15 protein-coding genes are annotated in these 23,280 nt (G+C 58.2%); 9 read left to right on the top strand and 6 right to left on the bottom strand.

All coding sequences use genetic code 11. The features are described 5' to 3' along the window. Positions 1-44: 44 nt before the first annotated feature. Positions 45-941 carry a YcbJ family phosphotransferase gene (locus ACUTQY_RS08295; RefSeq protein ID WP_033642568.1) on the top strand — a complete coding sequence of 299 codons (897 nt, stop codon included), beginning with the start codon at positions 45-47 and terminating at the stop codon, positions 939-941. Between the two features lie 8 nt (positions 942-949). Here the strand turns inward: ACUTQY_RS08295 and elyC are convergent, their stop codons facing one another. After that, on the bottom strand, positions 950-1,723 hold the full coding sequence (gene elyC, locus ACUTQY_RS08290) for an envelope biogenesis factor ElyC (protein WP_046686778.1): 774 nt from the start codon (positions 1,721-1,723) through the stop codon (positions 950-952). 152 nt (positions 1,724-1,875) lie between these two features. Here elyC and cmoM point away from each other — a divergent pair, with 152 nt between their 5' ends. The 7 genes from cmoM (at position 1,876) to ACUTQY_RS08255 (ending at position 12,605) form a co-directional block, all read left to right on the top strand. Beyond that, complete coding sequence (gene cmoM / locus ACUTQY_RS08285; protein WP_033642570.1) at positions 1,876-2,661, top strand: tRNA uridine 5-oxyacetic acid(34) methyltransferase CmoM; 786 nt, start codon at positions 1,876-1,878, stop codon at positions 2,659-2,661. After that, positions 2,658-3,980, top strand: coding sequence for a chromosome partition protein MukF (mukF, locus tag ACUTQY_RS08280; protein ID WP_004928228.1), 1,323 nt, complete (start codon positions 2,658-2,660; stop codon positions 3,978-3,980). The genes cmoM and mukF overlap by 4 nt, the downstream gene beginning before the upstream one ends. Next, positions 3,961-4,689, top strand: coding sequence for a chromosome partition protein MukE (mukE, locus tag ACUTQY_RS08275; protein ID WP_004928226.1), 729 nt, complete (start codon positions 3,961-3,963; stop codon positions 4,687-4,689). Before mukF ends, mukE begins: the two co-directional genes overlap by 20 nt. After that, positions 4,686-9,134, top strand: a complete 4,449-nt coding sequence (gene mukB, locus ACUTQY_RS08270) for a chromosome partition protein MukB (RefSeq protein ID WP_046686779.1) — start codon at positions 4,686-4,688, stop codon at positions 9,132-9,134. The genes mukE and mukB overlap by 4 nt, the downstream gene beginning before the upstream one ends. A 221-nt stretch (positions 9,135-9,355) precedes the next feature. After that, a complete protein-coding gene (gene ldtD / locus ACUTQY_RS08265) occupies positions 9,356-11,164 on the top strand; it encodes a L,D-transpeptidase (protein ID WP_072022477.1) in 1,809 nt (602 codons plus the stop codon). Between the two features lie 180 nt (positions 11,165-11,344). Beyond that, complete coding sequence (locus tag ACUTQY_RS08260) at positions 11,345-11,893, top strand: YcbK family protein (RefSeq protein ID WP_004928217.1); 549 nt, start codon at positions 11,345-11,347, stop codon at positions 11,891-11,893. A 64-nt stretch (positions 11,894-11,957) separates the two neighbouring features. Next, positions 11,958-12,605 carry an MBL fold metallo-hydrolase gene (locus tag ACUTQY_RS08255; RefSeq protein ID WP_033642573.1) on the top strand — a complete coding sequence of 216 codons (648 nt, stop codon included), beginning with the start codon at positions 11,958-11,960 and terminating at the stop codon, positions 12,603-12,605. A 74-nt stretch (positions 12,606-12,679) separates the two neighbouring features. Here ACUTQY_RS08255 and ACUTQY_RS08250 read toward each other — a convergent pair whose 3' ends face one another. From ACUTQY_RS08250 to ACUTQY_RS08230, 5 genes are all read right to left on the bottom strand, one after another. Beyond that, on the bottom strand, positions 12,680-13,870 hold the full coding sequence (locus ACUTQY_RS08250; RefSeq protein ID WP_033642574.1) for an amino acid aminotransferase: 1,191 nt from the start codon (positions 13,868-13,870) through the stop codon (positions 12,680-12,682). A 245-nt stretch (positions 13,871-14,115) separates the two neighbouring features. Next, positions 14,116-15,240, bottom strand: coding sequence for a porin OmpC (gene ompC / locus ACUTQY_RS08245; RefSeq protein WP_046686781.1), 1,125 nt, complete (start codon positions 15,238-15,240; stop codon positions 14,116-14,118). A 301-nt stretch (positions 15,241-15,541) separates the two neighbouring features. Next, positions 15,542-16,942 carry an asparagine--tRNA ligase gene (asnS, locus tag ACUTQY_RS08240; RefSeq protein WP_042784118.1) on the bottom strand — a complete coding sequence of 467 codons (1,401 nt, stop codon included), beginning with the start codon at positions 16,940-16,942 and terminating at the stop codon, positions 15,542-15,544. Positions 16,943-17,162: 220 nt separating this feature from the next. After that, positions 17,163-18,368 (bottom strand): nicotinate phosphoribosyltransferase, encoded by a 1,206-nt coding sequence (gene pncB, locus ACUTQY_RS08235; protein ID WP_046686782.1) that lies wholly within the window; start codon positions 18,366-18,368, stop codon positions 17,163-17,165. Positions 18,369-18,623: 255 nt separating this feature from the next. Next, complete coding sequence (locus tag ACUTQY_RS08230) at positions 18,624-20,324, bottom strand: GGDEF domain-containing protein (RefSeq protein ID WP_046686783.1); 1,701 nt, start codon at positions 20,322-20,324, stop codon at positions 18,624-18,626. A gap of 336 nt (positions 20,325-20,660) precedes the next feature. Between ACUTQY_RS08230 and pepN the strand changes: the two genes are divergently transcribed. After that, positions 20,661-23,279 (top strand): aminopeptidase N, encoded by a 2,619-nt coding sequence (gene pepN / locus ACUTQY_RS08225; protein WP_046686784.1) that lies wholly within the window; start codon positions 20,661-20,663, stop codon positions 23,277-23,279. Position 23,280 lies beyond the last annotated feature (1 nt).

The raw sequence follows: 23,280 nt of genomic DNA, 5'->3' as shown, positions 1-23,280 counted from the left end.
ATGATGTTACGCATACCCCCTTATTAGCCTGAGGTGAATGCCTTATGGAGCAGTTACGCGCCGAACTGAGCATCGTGCTGGGTGAGTCCGTCAGCCGGCTGGAACGGGTGAGCGAACAGCCTTATGCGCACATGTATTCACTGTACGATCGCCAGGGCAACGCCATCCCGCTGATGGCGAAAAGCTTTATCTGCCAGGGCATCGCCCAGCAGGAGGCGTACAAGCTGTCGATGCTGGCGCGCGACGGGGATATCCGCCTGCCCACGGTGTACGGCGTGGTATGCACCCACCAGGCGCCGTATACGGAAATCCTGCTGATCGAGCGTCTGCGCGGCGTGTCGGCCGAAGCGCCAACGCGTTCGCCGGATCGCTGGAACATGTTGATGGAGCAGATCGTTGACGGGATGTTGGCCTGGCACCGCATCGACAGCCATGGCAGCGTCGGCACCGTTGACAGTACGCAGGAGAATGACTGGTTTTGCTGGTATCAACAGCGGGTCGAAGTGCTGTGGGCGACGGTGGTCAATCTCACCACCCCACAGCTGACCATGGCAGATCGGCGTTTGCTGTATCGCACGCGCGAAGCGCTGACCCATTTCTTCGTCGGTTTCGACGATCCCTGCGTCCTGGTGCACGGTAACCTGTCGCTGCGCAGCATGTTGAAAGATCCCAAAAGCGATCAGCTGTTGGCGATGCTTAATCCCGGTGTGGTGCTGTGGGCGCCGCGCGAATACGATCTTTTCCGCCTCTGCGAAGCGGGCATGCCCAGCCAACTGTTGTTCAGCTATCTGCAGCGGGCGCCGGTCGCCGACGCTTTCCTGGCGCGGCGCTGGCTGTACGTGGTGTGGGAAGCGGTAGGGCGTTTGATCCATACCGGCAAGCTGGAGCGGCAGCCGTTCGACTATGCGTCGCAACAGCTGCTGCCCTGGCTGGCCGGTTGAACGGGGCCTTACTCGGCGCCGGCGCTATCCACGCCTTTCAGCCGTTGCCACAGGCTGCCCAGCGTTTCATACCAGGCGCGCTCGGTATGGCCGAGGAACATGGACGACGGCGTGGCGCGATCCCAGATATTCAGCGGCGAGTCGATCGCCAATTGGTTGGCCGGGGCCGGGATCGGGTGCAGGCCCTTAGCCTCGAAGAAACGCATGGCGCGCGGCAGATGGTTGGCGGAAGTCACCAGAAGGAAGGGGTGTTCGCCGACCAACTTGGCTACCTGAGCGGCTTCTTCCTCGGTATCGCGCGGTTCCCCCAGGATCACCATGTCGCTGCGCGGCACGCCCAGGCTTTCCGCTACCAGCGCTGCCGTGGCGGCGTTGCTCTGCATGCGTCCGCCGGGCGCGCCGGTAAACACCATCCTGGCGCCAGGGTGCGCCAGATAGAGCCGCACGCCCTCCGTCACGCGCGGCAGACTGTTGCCGAGCAGGTTCGAGCTGGGTGCCCAGTCGGGATTGTAGGTATAGCCTCCGCCCAACACCACGATGTAGCTGACCGCATCGTTGCCGCGATATGTCTGGTATTCGGCTTCGATCGGCCGCAGCAGGCGGTCGGCCACCGGTTGCAGGCTGAAAAGCAGTAAAAACAGCCAGCTCAGCGTGAAAATCGTCTTACCGCTTTTTTGCCAGCGGGTGAACCACAGCAGCAGCAGCGCCAGCCCCATCAGCAGCATCAACAGCGGCAGCGGCATCAGCAGAGCGCCAAAGAACTTTTTCAGGTTGAACAGCATCGAAAATCAGATCCTTTTGAGTGAAAAAACGGCATCCAGGCATAAACAGGCCGCAAGAAGATACATTCTAAGCCAGTCTGTGCCAAAATAGCAGGTTTGAATGGGCGTGCGCTTTGCCGCCGACAAGACTGAGATCAGCGGAGCCGTTGTCCATGCAGGATCGTAATTTTGACGATATTGCTGAAAAATTTGCGCGTAATATTTACGGCACCACGAAAGGAAAAATCCGCCAGGCGGTGGTTTGGCAGGATCTGACCGGGCTGCTGGCCCAGTTGCCGCAGCGGCCGCTGCGCATCCTTGATGCCGGGGGCGGTGAAGGCCATATGGCTTGCCAACTGGCAGAATTAGGACATCAGGTGTTGTTGTGCGATCTTTCTGGTGAGATGATCCAGCGCGCCGCGCAGCTGGCGGAGCAGAAAGGTGTGAGCCAGAACATGCAATTCGTACAAAGTTCTGCGCAGGATATCGCTCAACATTTGGAACAGCCGGTTGATCTGATATTGTTTCATGCAGTGCTTGAATGGATCGCTGAACCCGTGGCGGCGCTGCAGGCGTTGTGCGATTGTCTGACGCCGGGCGGCGCGCTGTCGCTGATGTTCTTCAACGCCAACGGTCTCTTGATGCGTAACGTGGTGTTGGGTAACTTCCAATTGGTGGATCCCGAGGTCAGACGGCGCCGCAAGCGTTCGCTGTCGCCGCAATATCCGCACGATCCGCTATTGGTCTACGGCTGGCTGGAACAGCTGGGCATGCGCATCAGCGGCAAAACCGGCGTGCGGGTGTTCCACGACTATCTGCAGAGCAGACAGCTGCAAACCCAAAAATTTGAAGAGTTACTGGCGCTTGAACAGCACTATTGCCGGCAGGAGCCGTACGTGAGTTTGGGGCGCTATATTCACGTCATGGCGCATAAACCAAACCTGAAGGACGAACTATGAGTGAATTTTCCCAGACAGTACCCGAACTGGTCGCCTGGGCACGGAAAAATGATTTCTCTATTTCGCTCCCTACGGAGCGTCTCGCATTTCTGCTCGCTATCGCCACCCTGAATGGCGAACGGCTGGACGGCGAGATGAGCGAAGGTGAGCTGGTTGATGCATTTCGCCATGTCAGCAAGGGTTTTGAACAGACGCATGAAACGGTGGCGATGCGCGCCAACAATGCGATCAACGACATGGTGCGCCAGCGCCTGTTGAACCGCTTTACCAGCGAACTGGCGGACGGTAACGCGATTTACCGCCTGACGCCGCTGGGTATCGGCATTACCGATTACTATATTCGCCAACGCGAATTCTCCACGCTGCGTCTGTCGATGCAGCTGTCGATCGTGGCGCAGGAACTGAAGCGCGCCGCCGATGCCGCCGACGAGGGCGGCGACGATTTCCATTGGCACCGCAACGTGTTCGCGCCGTTGAAATATTCGGTGGCGGAAATCTTCGACAGCATCGACATGACGCAACGCGTGATGGACGAGCAGCAGCAGAGCGTGAAAAATGACATCGCGGCGCTGCTGAGCAAAGACTGGCGGGCGGCGATCTCCAGCTGCGAAATGCTGCTGTCGGAAACCTCAGGCACCCTGCGCGAACTGCAGGATACGCTGGATGCGGCGGGCGATAAGCTGCAGGCCAACCTGCTGCGCATCCAGGACGCGACCCTCGGCAACGTGGAGCTGGGCTTCGTCGACAAGCTGGTGTTCGATCTGCAGAGCAAGCTGGATCGCATCATCAGCTGGGGTCAACAGGCGATCGACCTGTGGATCGGCTACGATCGCCACGTACACAAATTTATCCGTACCGCTATCGATATGGATAAAAACCGCGTGTTCGCCCAACGCTTGCGCCAGTCGGTGCAAACCTATTTCGACCACCCGTGGGCGCTGACCCATGCCAATGCCGATCGTTTGCTGGACATGCGCGACGAAGAACTGGCGTTGCGCAGCGAGGAAGTGACCGGGGAACTGCCGCCGGATCTGGAGTTCGAAGAGTTCAGCGAGATTCGCGAACAGCTGGCGGCGATGATCGAAGAGGCGTTGAAGGTGTACCAGGAACAGCAGATGCCGCTCAACCTTGCAGCGGTGATGCGCGATTACCTGGCGCAATATCCGCGTGCGCGTCATTTCGACGTGGCACGTTTAGTGGTCGACCAGGCAGTGCGCCTCGGTGTGGCTGAAGCAGATTTCTCAGGGTTGCCGGCGGAATGGCAGGCAATCAATGATTACGGAGCCAAGGTCCAGGCCCATGTCATCGACAAATATTGAACAAGTAATGCCAGTCAAGCTGGCCAAAGCGTTGTCCAACTCGCTGTTCCCGGCGCTGGACAGCCAACTGCGCGCGGGTCGTCACATCGGTATCGATGAGCTGGACAACCACGCCTTTTTAATGGATTTCCAGGATGAGCTGGAAGAGTTTTACAACCGTTACAGCGTCGAGCTGATTCGGGCGCCGGAAGGTTTCTTCTATTTGCGCCCGCGCTCCACCACGCTGATCCCGCGTTCGGTGCTGTCCGAGCTGGATATGATGGTCGGCAAGATCTTGTGTTACCTGTATCTCAGCCCCGAGCGCCTGGCGCATGAAGGCATTTTCAGCCATCAGGAGCTGTACGATGAACTGCTGAGCCTGGCGGATGAGAACAAGCTGCTCAAGTTCGTCAACCAGCGCTCTACCGGTTCGGATCTCGATCGGCAGAAGCTGCACGAGAAGGTGCGCACCTCGCTCAACCGCCTGCGCCGCCTCGGCATGGTCTATTTCATGGGCAATGACAGCAGCAAGTTCCGCATTACCGAGGCGGTGTTCCGCTTCGGCGCCGACGTGCGCAGCGGCGACGATCCGCGTGAAGCGCAGCTGCGCATGATTCGCGACGGCGAGGCGATGCCGGTTGAAACCAGCCTGTCGCTTAACGATGAGAATGACGCTGAGGATCAGCAGGTTGATAACGCTCCTGACGGTGCAGAGGATGAACAGGAATGATTGAACGCGGTAAATTTCGCTCGCTGACGCTGGTTAACTGGAACGGCTTCTTTGCCCGCACCTTTGATCTCGATGAGCTGGTGACCACGCTGTCCGGCGGGAACGGGGCGGGGAAATCCACCACCATGGCGGCCTTCGTCACCGCACTGATCCCCGATCTGACGCTGCTGCACTTCCGTAACACCACCGAAGCGGGTGCCACCAGCGGTTCGCGCGACAAGGGCCTGCACGGCAAGCTGCGCGCCGGCGTATGTTACTCCACCCTCGACGTCGTCAACTCGCGCCACCAGCGCGTGGTGGTTGGCGTGCGTCTGCAGCAGGTGGCGGGACGCGATCGCAAGGTCGATATCAAACCTTTCACCATCCAGGGCCTGCCGACCGCGGTACAGCCGACTGAATTGCTGACCCAGACCGTGGGTGAGCGCCAGGCGCGCGTGCTGTCGCTGCAAGAGTTGAAAGAGCGCGTGGAAGAGATGGAAGGCGTGCAGTTCAAGCAGTTCAACTCGATCACCGATTACCACTCGCTGATGTTCGATCTGGGCGTGATCCCAAAACGCCTGCGTTCGTCCGCCGATCGCAGCAAATTCTATCGTCTGATTGAAGCGTCGCTGTACGGCGGCATCTCCAGCGCCATCACCCGCTCGCTGCGCGACTACCTGTTGCCGGAAAACAGCGGCGTGCGCAAGGCGTTCCAGGACATGGAAGCGGCGCTGCGCGAAAACCGCATGACGCTGGAAGCGATCCGCGTTACCCAGTCGGATCGCGACCTGTTCAAGCATTTGATCTCCGAGGCCACCTCCTATGTGGCGGCGGACTATATGCGCCACGCCAACGAACGCCGCATCCACCTGGACGGGGCGCTGGCGCTGCGCAGCGATCTGTTGGGCAGCCGCAAGCAGCTGGCCGCCGAACAGTATCGCCATGTGGAAATGGCGCGTGAGCTGAGCGAGCAGAGCGGCGCCGAATCCGATCTGGAAACCGATTACCAGGCCGCCAGCGACCACCTGAACCTGGTGCAGACGGCGATGCGTCAGCAGGAGAAGATCGAACGCTATGAAGCCGATCTGGAAGAGCTGACCTACCGCCTGGAAGAGCAGAACGAAGTGGTGGCCGAGGCGAGCGAGCAGCAGGCCGAGAACGAAGCGCGCGCCGAAGCGGCCGAGCTGGAAGTGGACGAGCTGAAGAGCCAGCTGGCCGACTACCAGCAGGCGCTTGACGTGCAGCAGACCCGCGCCATTCAGTACCAACAGGCGCTGCAGGCGTTGGAGCGCGCGCGCGCGCTGTGCCAACTGCCGGACCTGACCGCCGACAACGCCGAACAGTGGCTGGACACCTTCCAGGCTCGTGAGCAGGAGGCGACCGAAGCGCTGCTGATGCTGGAGCAAAAGCTGAGCGTGGCCGACGCCGCGCACGGCCAGTTCGAGCAGGCCTATCAGCTGGTGGGTAAAATCGCCGGCCAGGTCAGCCGCAGCGAAGCCTGGCAGTGCGCGCGCGAATTGCTGCGCGACTGGCCTTCGCAGCAACACCTCGCCGAGCGCGTTCAGCCGCTGCGACTGCGCCTGAGCGAACTGGAACAGCGCCTGCGCTCGCAGCAGGACGCCGAGCGGCTGCTGCAAGAATTTTGCAAACGCCATGGTCAGGAGTACCAGCCGGACGATCTCGACATGCTGCAGCAGGAGCTGGAAGAGCGCCTGGAAGCGCTGTCGCAGAACGTCAGCGAAGCCGGTGAACGCCGCATGGAGATGCGCCAGGAGCTGGAGCAGATCCAGCAGCGCATCCGTGAGCTGACGGCGCGCGCACCGGTGTGGCTGGCGGCGCAGGACGCCCTGAGCCAGCTCAGCGATCAGAGCGGAGAGCCGCTGGAAAATAGCCAGCAGGTGACCGAATACATGCAGCAGCTGCTGGAGCGCGAGCGTGAAACCACCGTCGAGCGCGACGAAGTGGCGGCCCGCAAGCGCGAAGTGGAAGCGCAGATCGAACGTCTCAGCCAGCCGGGCGGCGCGGAAGATCAACGCCTGGTCACCTTGGCCGAACGTTTCGGCGGCGTGTTGCTGTCGGAAATTTACGATGACGTCACCATCGACGACGCGCCTTACTTCTCGGCGCTGTACGGCCCTTCGCGCCACGCCATCGTGGTGCCGGATCTGTCGCTGGTGCGCGAGATGCTGGAAGGGCTGGAGGATTGCCCGGAAGATCTTTACCTGATCGAAGGGGATCCGCAGTCGTTCGATGACAGCGTATTCGCCGTCGAAGAGCAGGACAAAGCGGTGGTGGTGAAGATCGCCGATCGCCAGTGGCGTTATTCCCGCTACCCGGAAGTGCCGTTGTTCGGCCGCGCGGCGCGCGAAAACCGTCTGGAAGTGCTGCATGCCGAGCGTGAAACGCTGGCGGAGCGCTATGCCACGCTGTCGTTCGACGTGCAGAAAACCCAGCGTTCGCATCAGGCCTTCAGCCGCTTTATCGGCACCCATCTGGCGGTGGCGTTCGACGCTGACCCGGAAGCGGAGATCCGCAATCTGAACGCCCGTCGCGGCGAGATCGAGCGTGCGCTGAACAATCACGAAGCGCAGAATCAGCAGCAGCGCCAGCAGTACGATCAGGCCAAAGAGGGCATTTCCGCGCTCAACCGCCTGATGCCGCTGGTGTCGGTGCTGAACGATGAAACGCTGCAGGACCGCGTCGACGAGATCCGTGAAGAGCTGGAAGAAGCGCAGGACGCCGCGCGCCACATTCAACAGCACGGGGTGTCGCTGACCAAACTGGAGCCGCTGCTGTCGGTGCTGCAGAGCGATCCGCAGCAGCATGAACAGCTGCAGCAGGACTACGCGCAGGCGCAAAGCGTGCAGCGTCAGGCCAAACAGCAGGCGTTCGCGTTGACAGAAGTGGTGCAGCGTCGCGCGCACTTCAGCTATACCGACTCCGCCGGCATGCAGAATGCCAACAACGATCTCAACGACAAGCTGCGCCAGCGTCTGGAACAGGCGGAAGCCGAACGCGCCCGCGCCCGTGAGCAGCTGCGTCAATATCAAACCCAGTTCACCCAATACAGTCAGGTGCTGGCCTCGCTGAAAAGCTCGTATGACGCCAAGCGCGACATGCTGAAAGAGCTGAGCCAGGAGCTGGTGGATATCGGCGTGCAGGCCGACGCCAACGCGGAAGCGCGCGCGCGTCAGCGCCGCGACGAGCTGCATGCGGCGCTGAGCAACAACCGCGCTCGCCGCAATCAGTTGGAGAAACAGCTGACCTTCTGCGAAGCCGAAATGGATGGCCTGCAGAAGAAACTGCGCAAGCTGGAACGCGACTACCATCAGCTGCGCGAGCAGGTGGTGACCGCCAAGGCGGGCTGGTGCGCGGTGATGCGTCTGGTGAAAGACAACGGCGTGGAACGCCGCCTGCACCGCCGCGAGCTGGCGTATATGGATGGCGACGAGCTGCGCTCGATGTCGGATAAGGCGCTCGGCGCGCTGCGTCTGGCGGTGGCGGACAACGAACACCTGCGCGACGTGCTGCGTCTGTCGGAAGATCCGAAGCGGCCGGAGCGTAAGATTCAGTTCTATATTGCGGTGTACCAACACCTGCGCGAACGTATCCGCCAGGACATCATCCGTACCGATGATCCGGTCGAGGCCATCGAGCAGATGGAGATTGAGCTGGGCCGTCTGACCGAAGAACTGACCGCGCGCGAGCAGAAGCTGGCGATCAGTTCGAAAAGCGTGGCCAACATCATTCGCAAAACCATTCAGCGCGAGCAGAACCGCATTCGCATGCTGAACCAGGGGTTGCAGGCCGTTGCTTTCGGCCAGGTGAAGAGCGTCCGTCTGAACGTCAACGTGCGCGAAGCGCACGCCACCCTGCTGGACGTGCTCTCCGAGCAACAGGAACAGCATCAGGATCTGTTCAACAGCAACCGCCTGACCTTCTCCGAAGCGTTGGCCAAGCTGTATCAGCGTCTGAATCCGCAGATCGATATGGGGCAGCGCACGCCGCAGACCATCGGTGAGGAGTTGCTGGACTACCGCAACTACCTGGAGATGGAAGTGGAAGTGTACCGTGGCTCCGACGGCTGGCTGCGTGCGGAAAGCGGCGCCTTGTCTACCGGTGAAGCCATCGGTACCGGGATGTCAATTCTGGTGATGGTGGTGCAGAGCTGGGAAGAAGAATCCCGCCGCCTGCGCGGTAAAGACATCTCGCCATGTCGCTTGCTGTTCCTCGATGAAGCGGCGCGTCTGGATGCCAAATCGATCGCCACGCTGTTCGAGTTATGTGACCGTCTGGAGATGCAGCTGATTATCGCGGCGCCGGAAAACATCAGTCCTGAGAAGGGCACCACCTATAAACTGGTGCGTAAGGTGTTCCAGAACCACGAGCATGTGCACGTGGTGGGGCTGCGCGGTTTCGCCAGCGAGCCGCCGGCGCTGGGCACTGCGCCGGTCGAAACGCCGTAACGCAGAAAAACGCCCTAAAAATCTGAAAATAGCCGCCGCAGGGTGGCTATTTTTTTGTGCGCGTGGATGATAGTCCTGCTTTTTTATCCGTTGAAAAGCGGTTAGTTTAATCAGATAAACAGTAATTCGACGTCCGCAGGGCGAAACGGCCTTTCTGTTTGTATACTGAAGCTATATGCAGTTTTTTGACGTTTTTTTTGTGAGCATACAGGGGGCAAGGGATGTTGCTTAAAAAGGGAAACTCTCTACGACGTTTGGCGCTGAGTGGCGCTATCGCCTGTAGTCTTGTGTCGTCGTTTTCCGCATTGGCCACCGTAACGGCGTTACCGGTGGCATCAGCAGGCATGTCCGTTGCGCAGAGCCGTTCTGAACTGCTGGCCGCGTTGCCGCGCGGCATGGATCTGCACTACCTTTCCACGCTGGCGCCGCTGTATGCGGCGAATCATATGCAGCCGATGTGGCAGGATCGCGAGGCCGTTCAGCAGTTTCAACAGCAGCTGGCCGAGCTGGCGATGTCCGGCGTGCAGCCGCAGTTCACCCAATGGGTGAAGATGTTGACCAATCCGGCGCTCAATGACGTAGGCCGCGATGTGGTGCTGTCCGATGCGATGCTGGGCTATTTGCAGTTCGTGTCCGCTATCGGCGCCAACGGCACCAGTTGGCTGTACAGCAATATTCCCTACAAGCTTAGCTTGCCGCCCACTGCGGTGATCAACCAATGGCAGCTGGCGGTGCGTCAGGCGCGCACGCTGAGCTACGTGAATTCGCTCGCGCCGCAGCACCCGCAATACGCCAAGATGCATCAGGCGCTGCGCGATATGCTGGCGGATAACCGCCCCTGGCCGCAGGTGGGCAGCGGCCCGAGCCTGCGCCCAGGACAAATGAGCAACGATATTCCTGCGCTGCGTGAGATCCTGACGCGCACCGGCATGTTGGCCGCTTCGGCACCGGAGGCCGAGCCGGAGCCGGCGGTCGTCTCGGCGAAGAGCAATGAGCCTGATGACGGCGGGCTGACGGTAGACGAAGAGAAGGGGCGTGTGACGGTCAGTCCGTCGGCGGCGCCAGTGACGGAGTTGACCGCTGAACAGACGCCGCCGCAGGTCGGCAGCGTGGTGAGCGACAACCTCTACACCAACGAGCTGGTGGAGGGCGTCAAACGTTTCCAGAAATGGCAGGGGCTGACGGCGGACGGCGTGATCGGCGTGCGCACTCGCGAGTGGCTCAACGTGTCACCGAAAACCCGCGCCGCGCTGCTGGCGCTGAATATCCAACGTCTGCGAATTTTACCGGGGCATGTCGGCACCGGCATTATGGTGAATATTCCCAACTACTCGCTGACCTACTACCAGAACGGCAACGAAGTGCTGTCCTCCCGCGTTATCGTCGGGCGGCCGAGCCGCAAGACACCGCTGATGAGCAGCGCGTTGAACAACGTGGTGGTCAACCCGCCTTGGAACGTACCGACTACGCTGGTGCGTGAGGATATCGTGCCGAAGGCGATGCGCGACGGTAACTATTTCCAGAAACACGGCTATACCGTGCTGTCGGGTTGGAGCAACGATGCGGAGGTGATCAACCCGGCGATGATCGACTGGAGCATGGTCTCTGCGCGCAACTTCCCGTATCGTGTGCGCCAGGCGCCGGGTGCCACCAACTCGCTGGGGCGTTTCAAGTTCAATATGCCGAGTTCGGACGCGATCTACCTGCACGATACCCCGAACCACAGCCTGTTCCAGAAAGACATTCGCGCGCTCAGCTCCGGCTGCGTGCGGGTGAACAAGGCTTCCGATTTGGCGAATATGCTGCTGCAGGATGCCGGCTGGAACAATAGCCGCGTTTCCTCCACGCTGAAAGAAGGGAATACCACTTATGTGAATATTCGCCAGCGTATTCCCGTAAAACTGTATTATCTGACCGCCTGGGTTTCGGATGACGGCCAACCGCAATTCCGTACAGATATTTACAATTATGATAATACGGTGAGATCGGGCGCACAAATTTTAGCTCAGGCCAAAAAATTAATGCAGTAAATGCAGTAATTATAAATAAATAACGGTCAGAATGTTTGGCTATACCGCAGGCCCTCTTACCTGGGGGCCTGTAAACCTAGGCGTATCGCGGGTTGACTCAGCATACGCAGGCGGTTATGGTTCGGACAGTGCGCTGCTTTGTGCATTTATTTTGACATTCTTGCCGGGTTTAACAGAGTCATGGACAAAATTGATCATCATCGCCGTAAATGGCTGGCGCTAGGCGGCGCAGCTATGGGCATAGCGCTGCTTCCAGGGCAGGCGTTTGCCAGTCTTTCCACCGCTCGACCGCGTATTTTAGTGTTGAATAACCTGAATACCGGTGAATCTATTAAAGCCGAGTTCTTTGACGGCAAAGGCTACAATAAAGAAGAGTTGGTTCGGCTAAATCATCTGTTCCGCGATTATCGCGCCAACAAGGTTAAATCGATCGATCCCAGTTTGTTTGATCACCTCTATCGCCTGCAGGGGCTGCTGGGTACCAGCAAGCCGGTGCAGCTGATCTCCGGTTACCGTTCCGTAGATACCAACAACGAATTGCGCGCGCACAGCCGTGGTGTGGCCAAGCACAGCTACCATACCAAGGGCCAGGCGATGGATTTCCATATTGAAGGTATCCAATTGAGTAATATCCGTAAAGCGGCGTTAAAAATGCGCGCTGGTGGTGTAGGATATTACCCACGTAGCAACTTCGTGCACATCGATACCGGCCCGGTTCGGAGCTGGTAATCGCGGTGCCCTCAGTGAATAACGCCGCTCCTTGCGGAGGCGGCGTTATTGTCGTTGGAGCCTTATGAAATACCATCTTATTCCCGTTACCGCTTTTAGCCAGAATTGCAGCCTGATCTGGTGTGAAAACACGCAGCAGGCGGCGTTGGTCGATCCCGGCGGCGAAGCGGAAAAAATCAAAGCGGAAGTGGCGAAGCAGGGTGTGACAATCACGCAGATTTTGCTGACGCACGGCCATTTGGATCACGTCGGCGCGGCGGCGGAGCTGGCGGAACATTATCAGGTGCCGATTTACGGCCCGGATAAAGAGGACGCTTTTTGGCTGGATGGTTTGCCGGCGCAGAGCCGGATGTTCGGGCTGGAAGAGTGTGCGCCGCTGACCCCGACCCGTTGGTTGTCGGAAGGCGATGAGATGCAGGTGGGCGAGATGAAGCTCAAGGTGTTGCATTGTCCTGGGCACACACCGGGCCACATCGTCTTTATCAATGAGCAGGCGCGTTTGGCGCTGGTGGGTGATGTGCTGTTTAACGGCGGCGTGGGGCGCAGCGACTTCCCGCGCGGTGACCATCAGGCGCTGATCGCCTCTATTCGCACCAAGCTGTTGCCGTTAGGCGACGACATGCGCTTTATTCCCGGCCACGGTCCAATGTCGACCTTCGGTCACGAGCGCCAGACCAACCCGTTCCTGCGCGAAGAGCCGGCGGTGTGGTAACGATCATTTCCCGGCAGAAATAATTAAGGGGCGCATAGCGCGCCCCTTCAAACTGGTGGCTTTCGCCGACGCGCTTAGAGCACGGCGACGATGGCTTCACACAGCGGCGCCATATTGTCCGGCGTCATGCCCGCCACGTTCACCCGACCCGAGTTCACAGCGTAAACGCCAAACTCTTCACGCAGACGCAGCACCTGCTCTTTGGTCAGGCCGCTGAACGAGAACATGCCGTTCTGCTGGATGATGAAGCTGAAGTCCTGCTGCGCGCCTTTCTCCTGCAGGGTGTTCACAAACAGCTGACGCATGCGGTGAATGCGTTGGCGCATATCGGTCAGCTCTTGTTCCCACATCGCGCGCAGCGCATCGTTGCCCAGAATAGTGGCGACAACGGCGGCGCCGTGTGACGGCGGGTTGGAGTAGTTGGCGCGAATGGCCGCTTTCACCTGGCTGAAGGCGCGATCGGCGGTTTCGGCATCGGCGGCTACAATAGTGCAAGCGCCGACGCGTTCATTGTACAGACCGAAGTTTTTCGAATAGGAACTGGCGACGATCAGTTCTTTATGTTTGGCGGCGAAAATACGCAGGCCCTGCGCATCTTCTTCCAGGCCGTTGGCGAAGCCCTGATAAGCGAAGTCGAACAGCGGCAACCACCCGTTGGCGACGGAAAGTTCAGCCAGCTGCGCCCACTGTTCCGGCGTTGGATCGATACCGGTCGGGTTATGGCAGCAGCCGTGGAACAGCACGACATCGCCGGCCTGCGCCTGTTTCAGGCTGTTCAGCAGGCCGTCAAAATCCAACGCGTGGTTGGCGGCGTCATAGTAGGCGTATTCCAGCACTTCCAGGCCCACGGCGCTAAAGACGTTCTTGTGGTTCGGCCAGCTTGGGTTGCTGATCCAGATGCGTTTGGCGCTGGTCTGGTTGGCGATAAAGTCTGCCGCCACGCGCAGGCCGCCGGTGCCGCCAGGCGTCTGTGCGGTGCGCGCGCGGCGATCGGCGACGATCGGGCTCTCTTTACCGAACAGCAGCTCTTGCGTGCAGCTGGCGAACGCCGGGATGCCCTCAATGCCGAGATAGTTTTTGGTGGTCTCATTTTCCAACAGATACTGTTCAGCTTTCTTTACGCTGGTCAGCACCGGGGTTTTACCGGTTTCGTCTTTATAAACGCCAATGCCTAAATTGATTTTATTCGGGCGGGCGTCGGCGCGGAAAATGTCGGTCAGGCCCAGGATCGGGTCGGCGGGTGCGGCGGTGATTTTTTCAAACATGTCAGGTGCTTCCAAATCTCGGAGTTAAGCAGACAGAAGCATCAGGGTAGCGCCAGTTATCGGCTTTGCCAACCGTTTGCGATAAAAACACCGCGATCTTATGAACGTGAAGGATTCGACAGAAAAAATGATGGGGAAGGGGGAATCGGCAGGATAAAAAGTTACCGGCTGATACAAACAAAAACAGGGCCGAAGCCCTGTTTTTTTAACTTAGTCGACGGTGAACCGCCGATAAGCGAGACAACTTAGAACTGGTATACCAAACCAACGCCTACGATATCGTCAGTTGCGATGCCGGTTGCTTTGGTGAAGTCGTTGTCATCCAGCAGGTTGATTTTGTAATCAACATAGGTGGACATGTTTTTGTTGAAGTAGTAAGTGGTACCAACAGAAACATATTTAACCAGATCTTGGTCAGAACCCACGCCTGGGACGTTCAGGTTTTTACCCTTAGACTGCAGGTAAGACACTTCTGGGCGCAGACCGAAGTCGAACTGATACTGAGCAGTCACTTCGAAGTTCTGAGTTTTGCTAGCGAAGCCGCCGCAGTTTTCAGTCGCTGCGCAAGTGTTGGTGAAGTTACCGCCACCGAACGGAGTCATGTTACGGGTTTCTGCATACATTGCCGCCAGGTAGACGTTGTTGGCGTCATATTTCGCGCCCACGGTCCATGCGTCAGCCTTGTCGCCACGCTCGTTTGAACGCAGTTTCTGGTCGTCGGTACGGTTGGAAGAAGCGTATGCAGCGCCGAAGCTTACGCCTTCGCCGATGTCATAAGTAGAGGAAATGCCCCAGCCGTCGCCGTTTTGTTTTTTGACGTCACGGCCGTCGTTCTGGTTTTTGCCCTGGTATTGCAGAGCGAAGTTCAGACCGTCAACCAGACCGAAGAAGTTGTTGTTACGATAGGTCGCAACGCCGTTGGTACGGCCGGTCATGAAGTTGTCGGAGTAGGTGTAAGTATCGCCACCGAACTCTGGCAGCATATCGGTCCAGCCTTCCACGTCGTACAGTACGCCGTAGTTACGGCCGTAGTCGAAGGAGCCGTAGTCAGCGAATTTCAGACCGGCGAAGCCCAGACGGGTTTTGGTGCCTTCGGTGCCCTGAGATTCGGCGTGGTTGGACTGAACGTTGTATTCCCACTGGCCGTAACCGGTCAGTTGGTCAGTAATCTGGGTTTCACCTTTGAAGCCGAAACGAACATAGGTCTGATCGCCGTCATTACCTTTGTCTTTGGAGAAGTAGTGCAGACCGTCAACTTTGCCGTACAGATCCAGCTTGTTGCCGTCTTTGTTGTAGATTTCAGCTGCGTTTGCTGCACCAGCAGCCAACAGAGCCGGGATTACCACTGCAAGAATGTTGCGCTTCATCATTATTACCCTCATTGGTGTTATTCGGACACCTTTGCCACTGCCGCCAATAATCCTTTGGGAACTATTGTTGATAGATTGGTGTCGTCCTGTGTCTGAACGCAGTGTTCCATTCACAGGCGGGTTAATCTAGGACGAAAATGATACCAATGTCCCAATCAGGTTGCAAAAGGAAAGTATGTGTAACCAAATGTAATTTTTCGGGAACTTTGTGACGTGCGTCAATATTAAAAAATGCGAAAGGCCAGCGATGCTGGCCTTTGTTTTGTAACGAAATCGTTTAAAAAACGTGTGATCGTATAAATTAGAAGCTTGCGTTACGCGGCGTGCGCGGGAATGGAATCACATCGCGCACGTTTTGCACGCCGGTGACATAGGCGATTAAACGTTCAAAGCCCAGGCCGAAACCGGAATGCGGCACGGTGCCGTACCGGCGCAGATCGCGATACCACCAGTAGTCTTCTTTATTCAGCCCCATCTCTTCCAGACGCTGATCGAGCACGTCGAGGCGTTCTTCACGCTGCGAGCCGCCGATGATTTCGCCGATGCCCGGCGCCAGCACGTCCATGGCCGCGACGGTCTTGCCGTCTTCGTTCATGCGCATGTAGAACGCTTTGATGTCTTTCGGGTAGTTTTTCACCACCACCGGTGCCTGGAAGTGTTTCTCCGCCAGGTAACGTTCATGCTCGGAAGAGAGATCGATGCCCCAGGAAACCGGGTTTTCGAAGGTTTGGCCCGAAGCCAGCAGGATCTCAATGGCGTCGGTGTAGTCCACCTGGGCGAAATCGGAAGACACGAAGCGCTCCAGACGAGCGATAGCGTCTTTATCCACGCGCTCGGCGAAGAATTTCAGATCGTCGGCACGTTCATCCAGCACCGCCTGGAACACATACTTCAGCATGCTTTCGGCCAGGCCGGCGACGTCGTCCAGCGTAGCGAAGGCCACTTCCGGTTCGATCATCCAGAACTCCGCCAGGTGGCGGCTAGTGTTGGAGTTTTCGGCGCGGAAGGTTGGGCCGAAGGTGTAAACCTTCGACAGCGCGCAAGCGTAGGTTTCGCCGTTCAGCTGGCCGGAAACGGTGAGGAAGGCTTCCTTACCGAAGAAGTCTTCGCTGAAATCGACGGTGCCTTTGTCGGTGCGCGGCAGGTTTTCCAGATCCAGCGTGGACACGCGGAACATCTCGCCGGCGCCTTCGGTATCGGAGGCGGTGATCAGCGGAGTAGAGACCCAGAAATACCCATTTTCATGGAAGAAGCGGTGGATCGCCTGCGCCAGAGTATGACGTACGCGCGCCACGGCGCCGATCAGGTTGGTGCGCGGGCGCAGGTGAGCCACTTCGCGCAGGTATTCGATGCTGTGGCGCTTGGCCGCCATCGGGTAAGTGTCCGGATCGTCGACCCAGCCGACCACGTTGATCGCGGTAGCCTGCAGTTCGAAGCTCTGGCCTTCGCCCGGTGAAGCGACGACTTTGCCGGTGACTTCAACCGAACAACCGGTGGTCAGATGCAGCACTTCATCCTGATAATTCGGCAGAGAATTATTAACGACGGCCTGTAACGGATCAAAGCAGGAACCGTCATAGACGGCCAGGAAGGAGATACCAGCTTTTGAATCTCTCCGGGTACGTACCCAGCCGCGTACGGTGACTTCACTGTCAACCGCAGCACGACCTTGCAGTACGTCGACTACAGGCACTACGCTCATAGATTTCTCTCTTTAATAATTTGGTTTAGAAATAGCTTACAACCCAAGAATATGGGGGTAATGGCTATGTTACTTGCCGCGGTGCAGAGCACAAGCAGAAATCATCGGATTGGCGCAACATTTATCGCGGCTGACTGAAAAGAGGGCGTTCGGGATAAAAACAAAAAAGCCGGCGCGTAAATCGGGCCGGCTTTCTTTCTCTCTATATAATAGAGAAGGTTCAACTGGCTTTCTTCACCAGCGGCAGATCGAAGGCCTTGCGCAAGGCCCGCACGAATGCCTGGTCCTGGCAGATGGTCTTGCCGGGGCTGTCGGAGAGCTTAGCCACCGGTTTGCCTTTGCATTCGACCAGCTTGATCACGATATTCAACGGTTTAACGCCCGGAATATCACAGGTCAGGCGCGTGCCGATACCGAAGCTGAGATTGATGCGCTGATAGAAGTGGCGATAGAGCGCCAGCGCTTTTTCCAGATCCAGGTTGTCCGAGAACACCAGCGTTTTGCTCATGGGGTCGATGCCCAGTTTCTGATAGTGGGCAATGGCTTTCTCACCCCACTCGACGGGATCGCCCGAATCGTGGCGCAGCCCCTGATAACGCTCGGCGAACTGCGGGCCGAAGTCGCGCAGGAAAGCATCCATGGTAATGCAGTCGGTGAGCGCGATGCCAAGCTGATCCGGGTATTCATCCAGCCAGGCCTGCAATGCGGCGCGCTGGCTGTTGGCCAGCACCGGGCTTATCTGCTGATGCGCCTGGAACCATTCATGCGCCTGCGTGCCGACCGGCGCCAGGCCGAGCTGATGCGCCAGATCGTAATTGCTGGTGCCCGACAGGTACGGGAATTCGGCCTGCAAGGTGCTGACGATGGCCTGTTGTACGCCCTGGGAGAAACGGCGACGGGTGCCGAAGTCCATCAGCTTGAAGCGTGAAAGATCCAAATCGCCCGCCAGCGTCTTGAACTGCGCCAACTTGGTTTGCAGGTGGGCTACCGCCTGTTCCGGCGTCGCCAGCGGAGAACGCCGGCGGTGCACCACTTCGCTGATCACCGCCAGCAGCGGCACTTCCCACATGATCACTTCACGCCACGGCCCGGCGATGCGGATTTGCAGCTTGCCGTCGCGGTTGTTGATGGTCACCTGCTGCGGATCGTATCGGAACGTGCGCAGCCAGCTCAGGTAATCTTGACGGAAGAAAGGCAGGCCCGAAAGGTAAGCGAATTCGGCGTCGGTCAGCGCCAGCTGGCTCATCAGGGCGACCTGCGCGCGGATCTCGTCGGCATATTCGCCCAGCAGTTCGTCGCCGCGGCAGCGGAATTCCGCCGCCACGCTGATCGCGGGATAGCGATGGAACACTGCTTGCTGCATATGAAGCTTGTAAGCATCGGTATCAAGCAGTGATGTCAAAATCGGGGAAGCGTATTGAGTCATAGCGCGTTACAGCATCCTCGTCAGGCGCGTGTCCAAATCCGGATAATCATAAAAGTGGGGGTGGAGTATACCCGGATTATCCTGTTATTGAAGCTGCATCACACCATAAATCACCGAAGCGGGTCGAGGATTAAACGTGCCTTTATGGCGGGCTGGCGACGGCGGCGGGGGAAAAAAGCCAGATATGCCTGTAAGGTGAATGACTTAGCCTAATTAGTCATAAAAATTATAATGTTAATTATTTTAAACAACAAATCAGATAAACCCGGCCTGGGTGTGCACGCTGACCCGATCCTTGCCGTTCTTTTTGCAAAAATAGAGCGCTTCGTCCGCCTGTTTGATCGCCGCCTGCAGCGCAGTGAACGCGTTGACCGGCGCAATGCCGCAGCTGGTGGTGAAACGCACTTGCCGCCCGTCGGTCAGATTCAGCGTCAGGCGATGGGTGCGGGCGCGCAATTGCTCCATGATGTCCCGCGCGTTGTCCAACGAACAGTTGCCCAGCAGCACCGCGAACTCTTCGCCACCGTAGCGGCAGAAGATGTCGCTGGCGCGAAACGCGCGTTGCAACAGATGGCCGAATTCCACCAGCGCCCGGTCACCGACATCGTGGCCGTAGCTGTCGTTGAGCTGTTTGAAGTTGTCGATATCGATCAGGCAAAAGGCCTGCGGGTAGCTACCGTCGCCCAATAGCTGGCATTCGAGGAAGAATTTACGGCGGTTATAAATGTTGGTGAGCGGATCGAGGAAGGAAGAGGCCTCAAGTTCTTTAATCAGCAGCTGTTTCTCGCTTTCCAGCGAGACCTTGTCCAACTGATATTGTCTGAGCTGCTGAATGGCGTCGCTGATGGCGATCAGTTCCCGGCTGTAGAAGGCGTCGTTGCGATCGATATTCATCTCGCCGCGCGACAGCCGCACGATATTGTTGTGGGTTTTGGTCAACCAGCGGTTGATGTTGGTGCAGAACACCAGCGCCGGCAAAATGAACAGCAGCACCCCCAGACCGGCGAGCGCGATCATGCCGTAAATGGTGGTCTGGCTGTCATAAATCTTGTGACGCGAAGCGACGGTTTCCAGCTCGAAGCTGCGTTGATACAGCGTTTGAGAAAGCCCGCTCAACTCGTCGACATAGCGCGAGATCAGCGCGGCGGGGTAGGGCTTTTGGGTATTGATGGCGGTGTATAGCCCATCGGTAATCTGCTTGAGGCGTTCGGTAGACACCTGGCTGAGCAACTGATTGACGATGCTGGTGGTTTGCACGTCGTCGTAGTTGAGCTTCATGAAGATCAACCGGGTGCTCAGCGCGTTCAGGACGCCGGTCAACTGAATGGACTTCAGATAGGCGTCTTTGCGATCGAGCGGGCTGACGTTGACGTCGATAATCTGATCGCTTAACTCCGTCAGCGACATATTCAGCCGGTTGTTGAGGCGAATGGCCTCGAGAAACATAAAGGAGTCGGTATCCACCATTCGGGTATCGTAGGTGTAGCGGTAATAGCTCTTGCTGGTTTGCGAGATGTAATAGGCGCTGTTGATGTTGAACAGGTTGGCGTTGGCGTTGTTGACCTGCGAAAGCTGCAGGTTGTCGTTATCCAGCAACTGTTCCATCAGGCCGATCATCGACAGCGCGGCGATTTTTTGCCGCACACCCAGCTCCCTGGCGACCGTGTCGTTCAGATGCTCGCGGATCCGGGCGATTTTCTCGCGCGCCACCCGATCGGCGGCCAGACACTGCGCGCGAGTGATTTGCGGATCGATCAGGCTCAAGCGTTTGAGACGGTGAGCCTGCAGCGAAGCCTGAAAGGCCTCGGAGATTTCTTTGGCGCGATCGATCTTATACAGGTTGAGCTGGTTATCGCGGTACTCGGTATGGGCTTCGAGCAGTTCCTCGACGATGAACAGCGAGAAGGAGGTCATCAGGCACAGGGTGAAAAAATAGATAGCGTATTTGATTTTCATAGTGCGAGTCATCCCTGAGCCTGATTCGGCAATTATACCATCATGCCGCCTGTGCCGCCTCAACAATGCCGGAGCGCCGCGAAGGCGGTTTTTTAGCATTAAATGCTGATTTTTATTTAGCCATTGGTCACCCGCGCTGCCATCTGGTGGGTGAACTATGATTTGCCTCTGATTTCTTTATCGCGCTTGCCCGGCGGATCTGGGCTTTTCAGCCAGCTGTGATACAGTTTATTCACAATCAGGTTCGCCGAGCGCCGCAGGGGAAATCTCCAGCGACGGCGCGGAGGAGAAGAGCGACCTGGCACCTATAACTCACTGAGACGTTTAAGGGTTTTTATGACACAACAGCCACAGGCAAAATATCGCCACGATTATCGCGCGCCCGATTACACCACGACCGACATCGATTTGGACTTCAGTCTGGACGCGGAAACCACGCGCGTGACCGCCGTCAGTAAAATCAAACGTCAGGGCGCAGCCGACGCACCGCTGGTGCTGGATGGTGAAGATCTCACGCTGGTGAGCATTCAGGTCGACGGTCAACCGTGGAGCGCCTATCGTCAGCAGGATAACCAGCTGATCGTCGAAGCGTTGCCAGCACAATTCACTCTGACCATCGTCAACGATATTCACCCGGCGAAAAACACCGCGCTGGAAGGGCTGTATCTGTCCGGCGATGCGCTGTGCACGCAATGCGAAGCCGAAGGCTTCCATCATATTACCTATTACCAGGATCGCCCGGACGTGCTGGCGCGCTTTACCACCCGCATCGTGGCCGACAAGGCGCGCTATCCGTTCCTGCTGTCGAACGGCAACCGTATTGGCCAGGGTGAATTGGCCGATGGTCGCCACTGGGTGCAATGGCAGGATCCGTTCCCGAAACCTTGCTACCTGTTCGCATTGGTGGCGGGGGACTTCGACGTGCTGCGCGACAGTTTCACCACCCGTTCCGGCCGTAAGGTCGCGCTGGAGCTGTTTGTCGATCGCGGTAACCTGGATCGCGCCGACTGGGCGATGACCTCGTTGAAAAACTCGATGAAGTGGGACGAGACCCGCTTCGGTCTGGAATACGATCTCGACATTTATATGATCGTGGCGGTCGATTTCTTCAATATGGGCGCGATGGAGAACAAAGGGTTAAATATCTTTAACTCCAAATACGTGTTGGCGAAGGCGGAAACCGCCACCGACAAAGATTACCTGAACATCGAAGCAGTGATTGGCCACGAATACTTCCACAACTGGACCGGCAACCGCGTCACCTGCCGCGACTGGTTCCAGCTCAGCCTGAAAGAGGGGCTGACGGTGTTCCGCGATCAAGAGTTCAGTTCCGATCTGGGCTCGCGTTCGGTCAACCGTATCGATAACGTGCGCGTGATGCGCGGCGCGCAGTTCGCCGAAGACGCCAGCCCGATGGCGCATGCCATTCGTCCGGATAAAGTCATCGAGATGAACAACTTTTACACCCTGACGGTGTATGAGAAAGGTTCTGAAGTGATCCGCATGATGCACACCCTGCTGGGGGAAGAGAACTTCCAGAAAGGGATGCAGCTCTATTTCGAACGCCACGACGGCAGCGCCGCCACCTGCGATGACTTCGTACAGGCGATGGAGGACGCGTCCAACGTGGATCTGTCGCGCTTCCGCCGTTGGTATAGCCAGTCCGGCACGCCGCTGTTGACGGTGCGCGACGAGTACGATGCGGAAACTCAGCAATATCGCCTGCATGTCAGCCAGAAAACCCCGCCGACCGCCGATCAGCCTGAGAAGTTGCCGCTGCATATCCCGCTGGATATCGAGCTGTACGACAGCGAAGGTAACGTCATCGCGCTGCAGAAGGGCGGCCTGCCGGTCAACAACGTGCTGAACGTCACCGAAGCGGAGCAGACCTTCGTGTTCGACGGCGTGGCGCACAAGCCGGTGCCGTCGCTGCTGCGTGAATTCTCTGCGCCGGTGAAACTGGATTATCCGTACAGCGATCAGCAACTGACCTTCCTGATGCAGCACGCGCGCAATGAGTTTGCGCGTTGGGATGCGGCGCAGAGCCTGCTTGCGACCTACATCAAACTGAACGTGGCGCGGCACCAGCAGAAGCAGCCGTTGTCGCTGCCGCTGCACGTGGCCGACGCGTTCCGTGCGGTGTTGCTGAACGAGACGCTGGATCCGGCGCTGGCGGCGCAGATCCTGACGCTGCCGTCGGAGAACGAAATCGCTGAACTGTTCGCCACCATCGATCCGGAAGCGATCGCCGCGGTGCACGAAGCGATCGTTCGCTGCCTGGCGCGGGAGTTGGCCGATGAGTGGCTGGCGGTGTATCACGCCAACAAGACCGACGGCTACCGCGTGGAGCACGCCGACATCGCCAAGCGCGCCTTGCGCAATGTGTGCCTGGGTTATCTGGCGTTCGGCGAAGATGCGGCGCTGGCGGACCAACTGGTGAGCGAACAGTATCGCCAGGCGGATAACATGACCGACTCGCTGGCGGCGCTGTCCGCTGCGGTTGCGGCCCAGTTGCCGTGTCGCGATGCGCTGTTGGCGGCGTTCGACGAGCGCTGGCATCAGGATGGCCTGGTGATGGACAAATGGTTCGTGCTGCAGGGGAGCAGCCCGTCGGCGGATGTGTTGAGCAAGGTGCGTGCGCTGCTGCAACACCGCTCGTTCAGCCTGAGCAACCCGAACCGCACCCGCTCGCTGATCGGCGGCTTCGCTTCAGGCAATCCGGCGGCGTTCCATGCGGCGGATGGCAGCGGTTATCAATTCCTGGTGGAGATCCTCAGCGATCTCAACCAGCGCAACCCGCAGATCGCCGCGCGCCTGATCGAACCGCTGATTCGCCTGAAGCGTTACGACGCCGGTCGCCAGGCGCTGATGCGCAAAGCGTTGGAACAGCTGAAAGGGTTGGAAAACCTGTCCGGCGATCTGTACGAGAAGATCAGCAAGGCGCTCGACGCCTAAT

This window comes from Serratia sp. TSA_130.1 (assembly GCF_052691795.1).
Note: the sequence above shows the minus strand (reverse complement) of the source record. Positions and strands in the feature narration are given on the sequence as shown.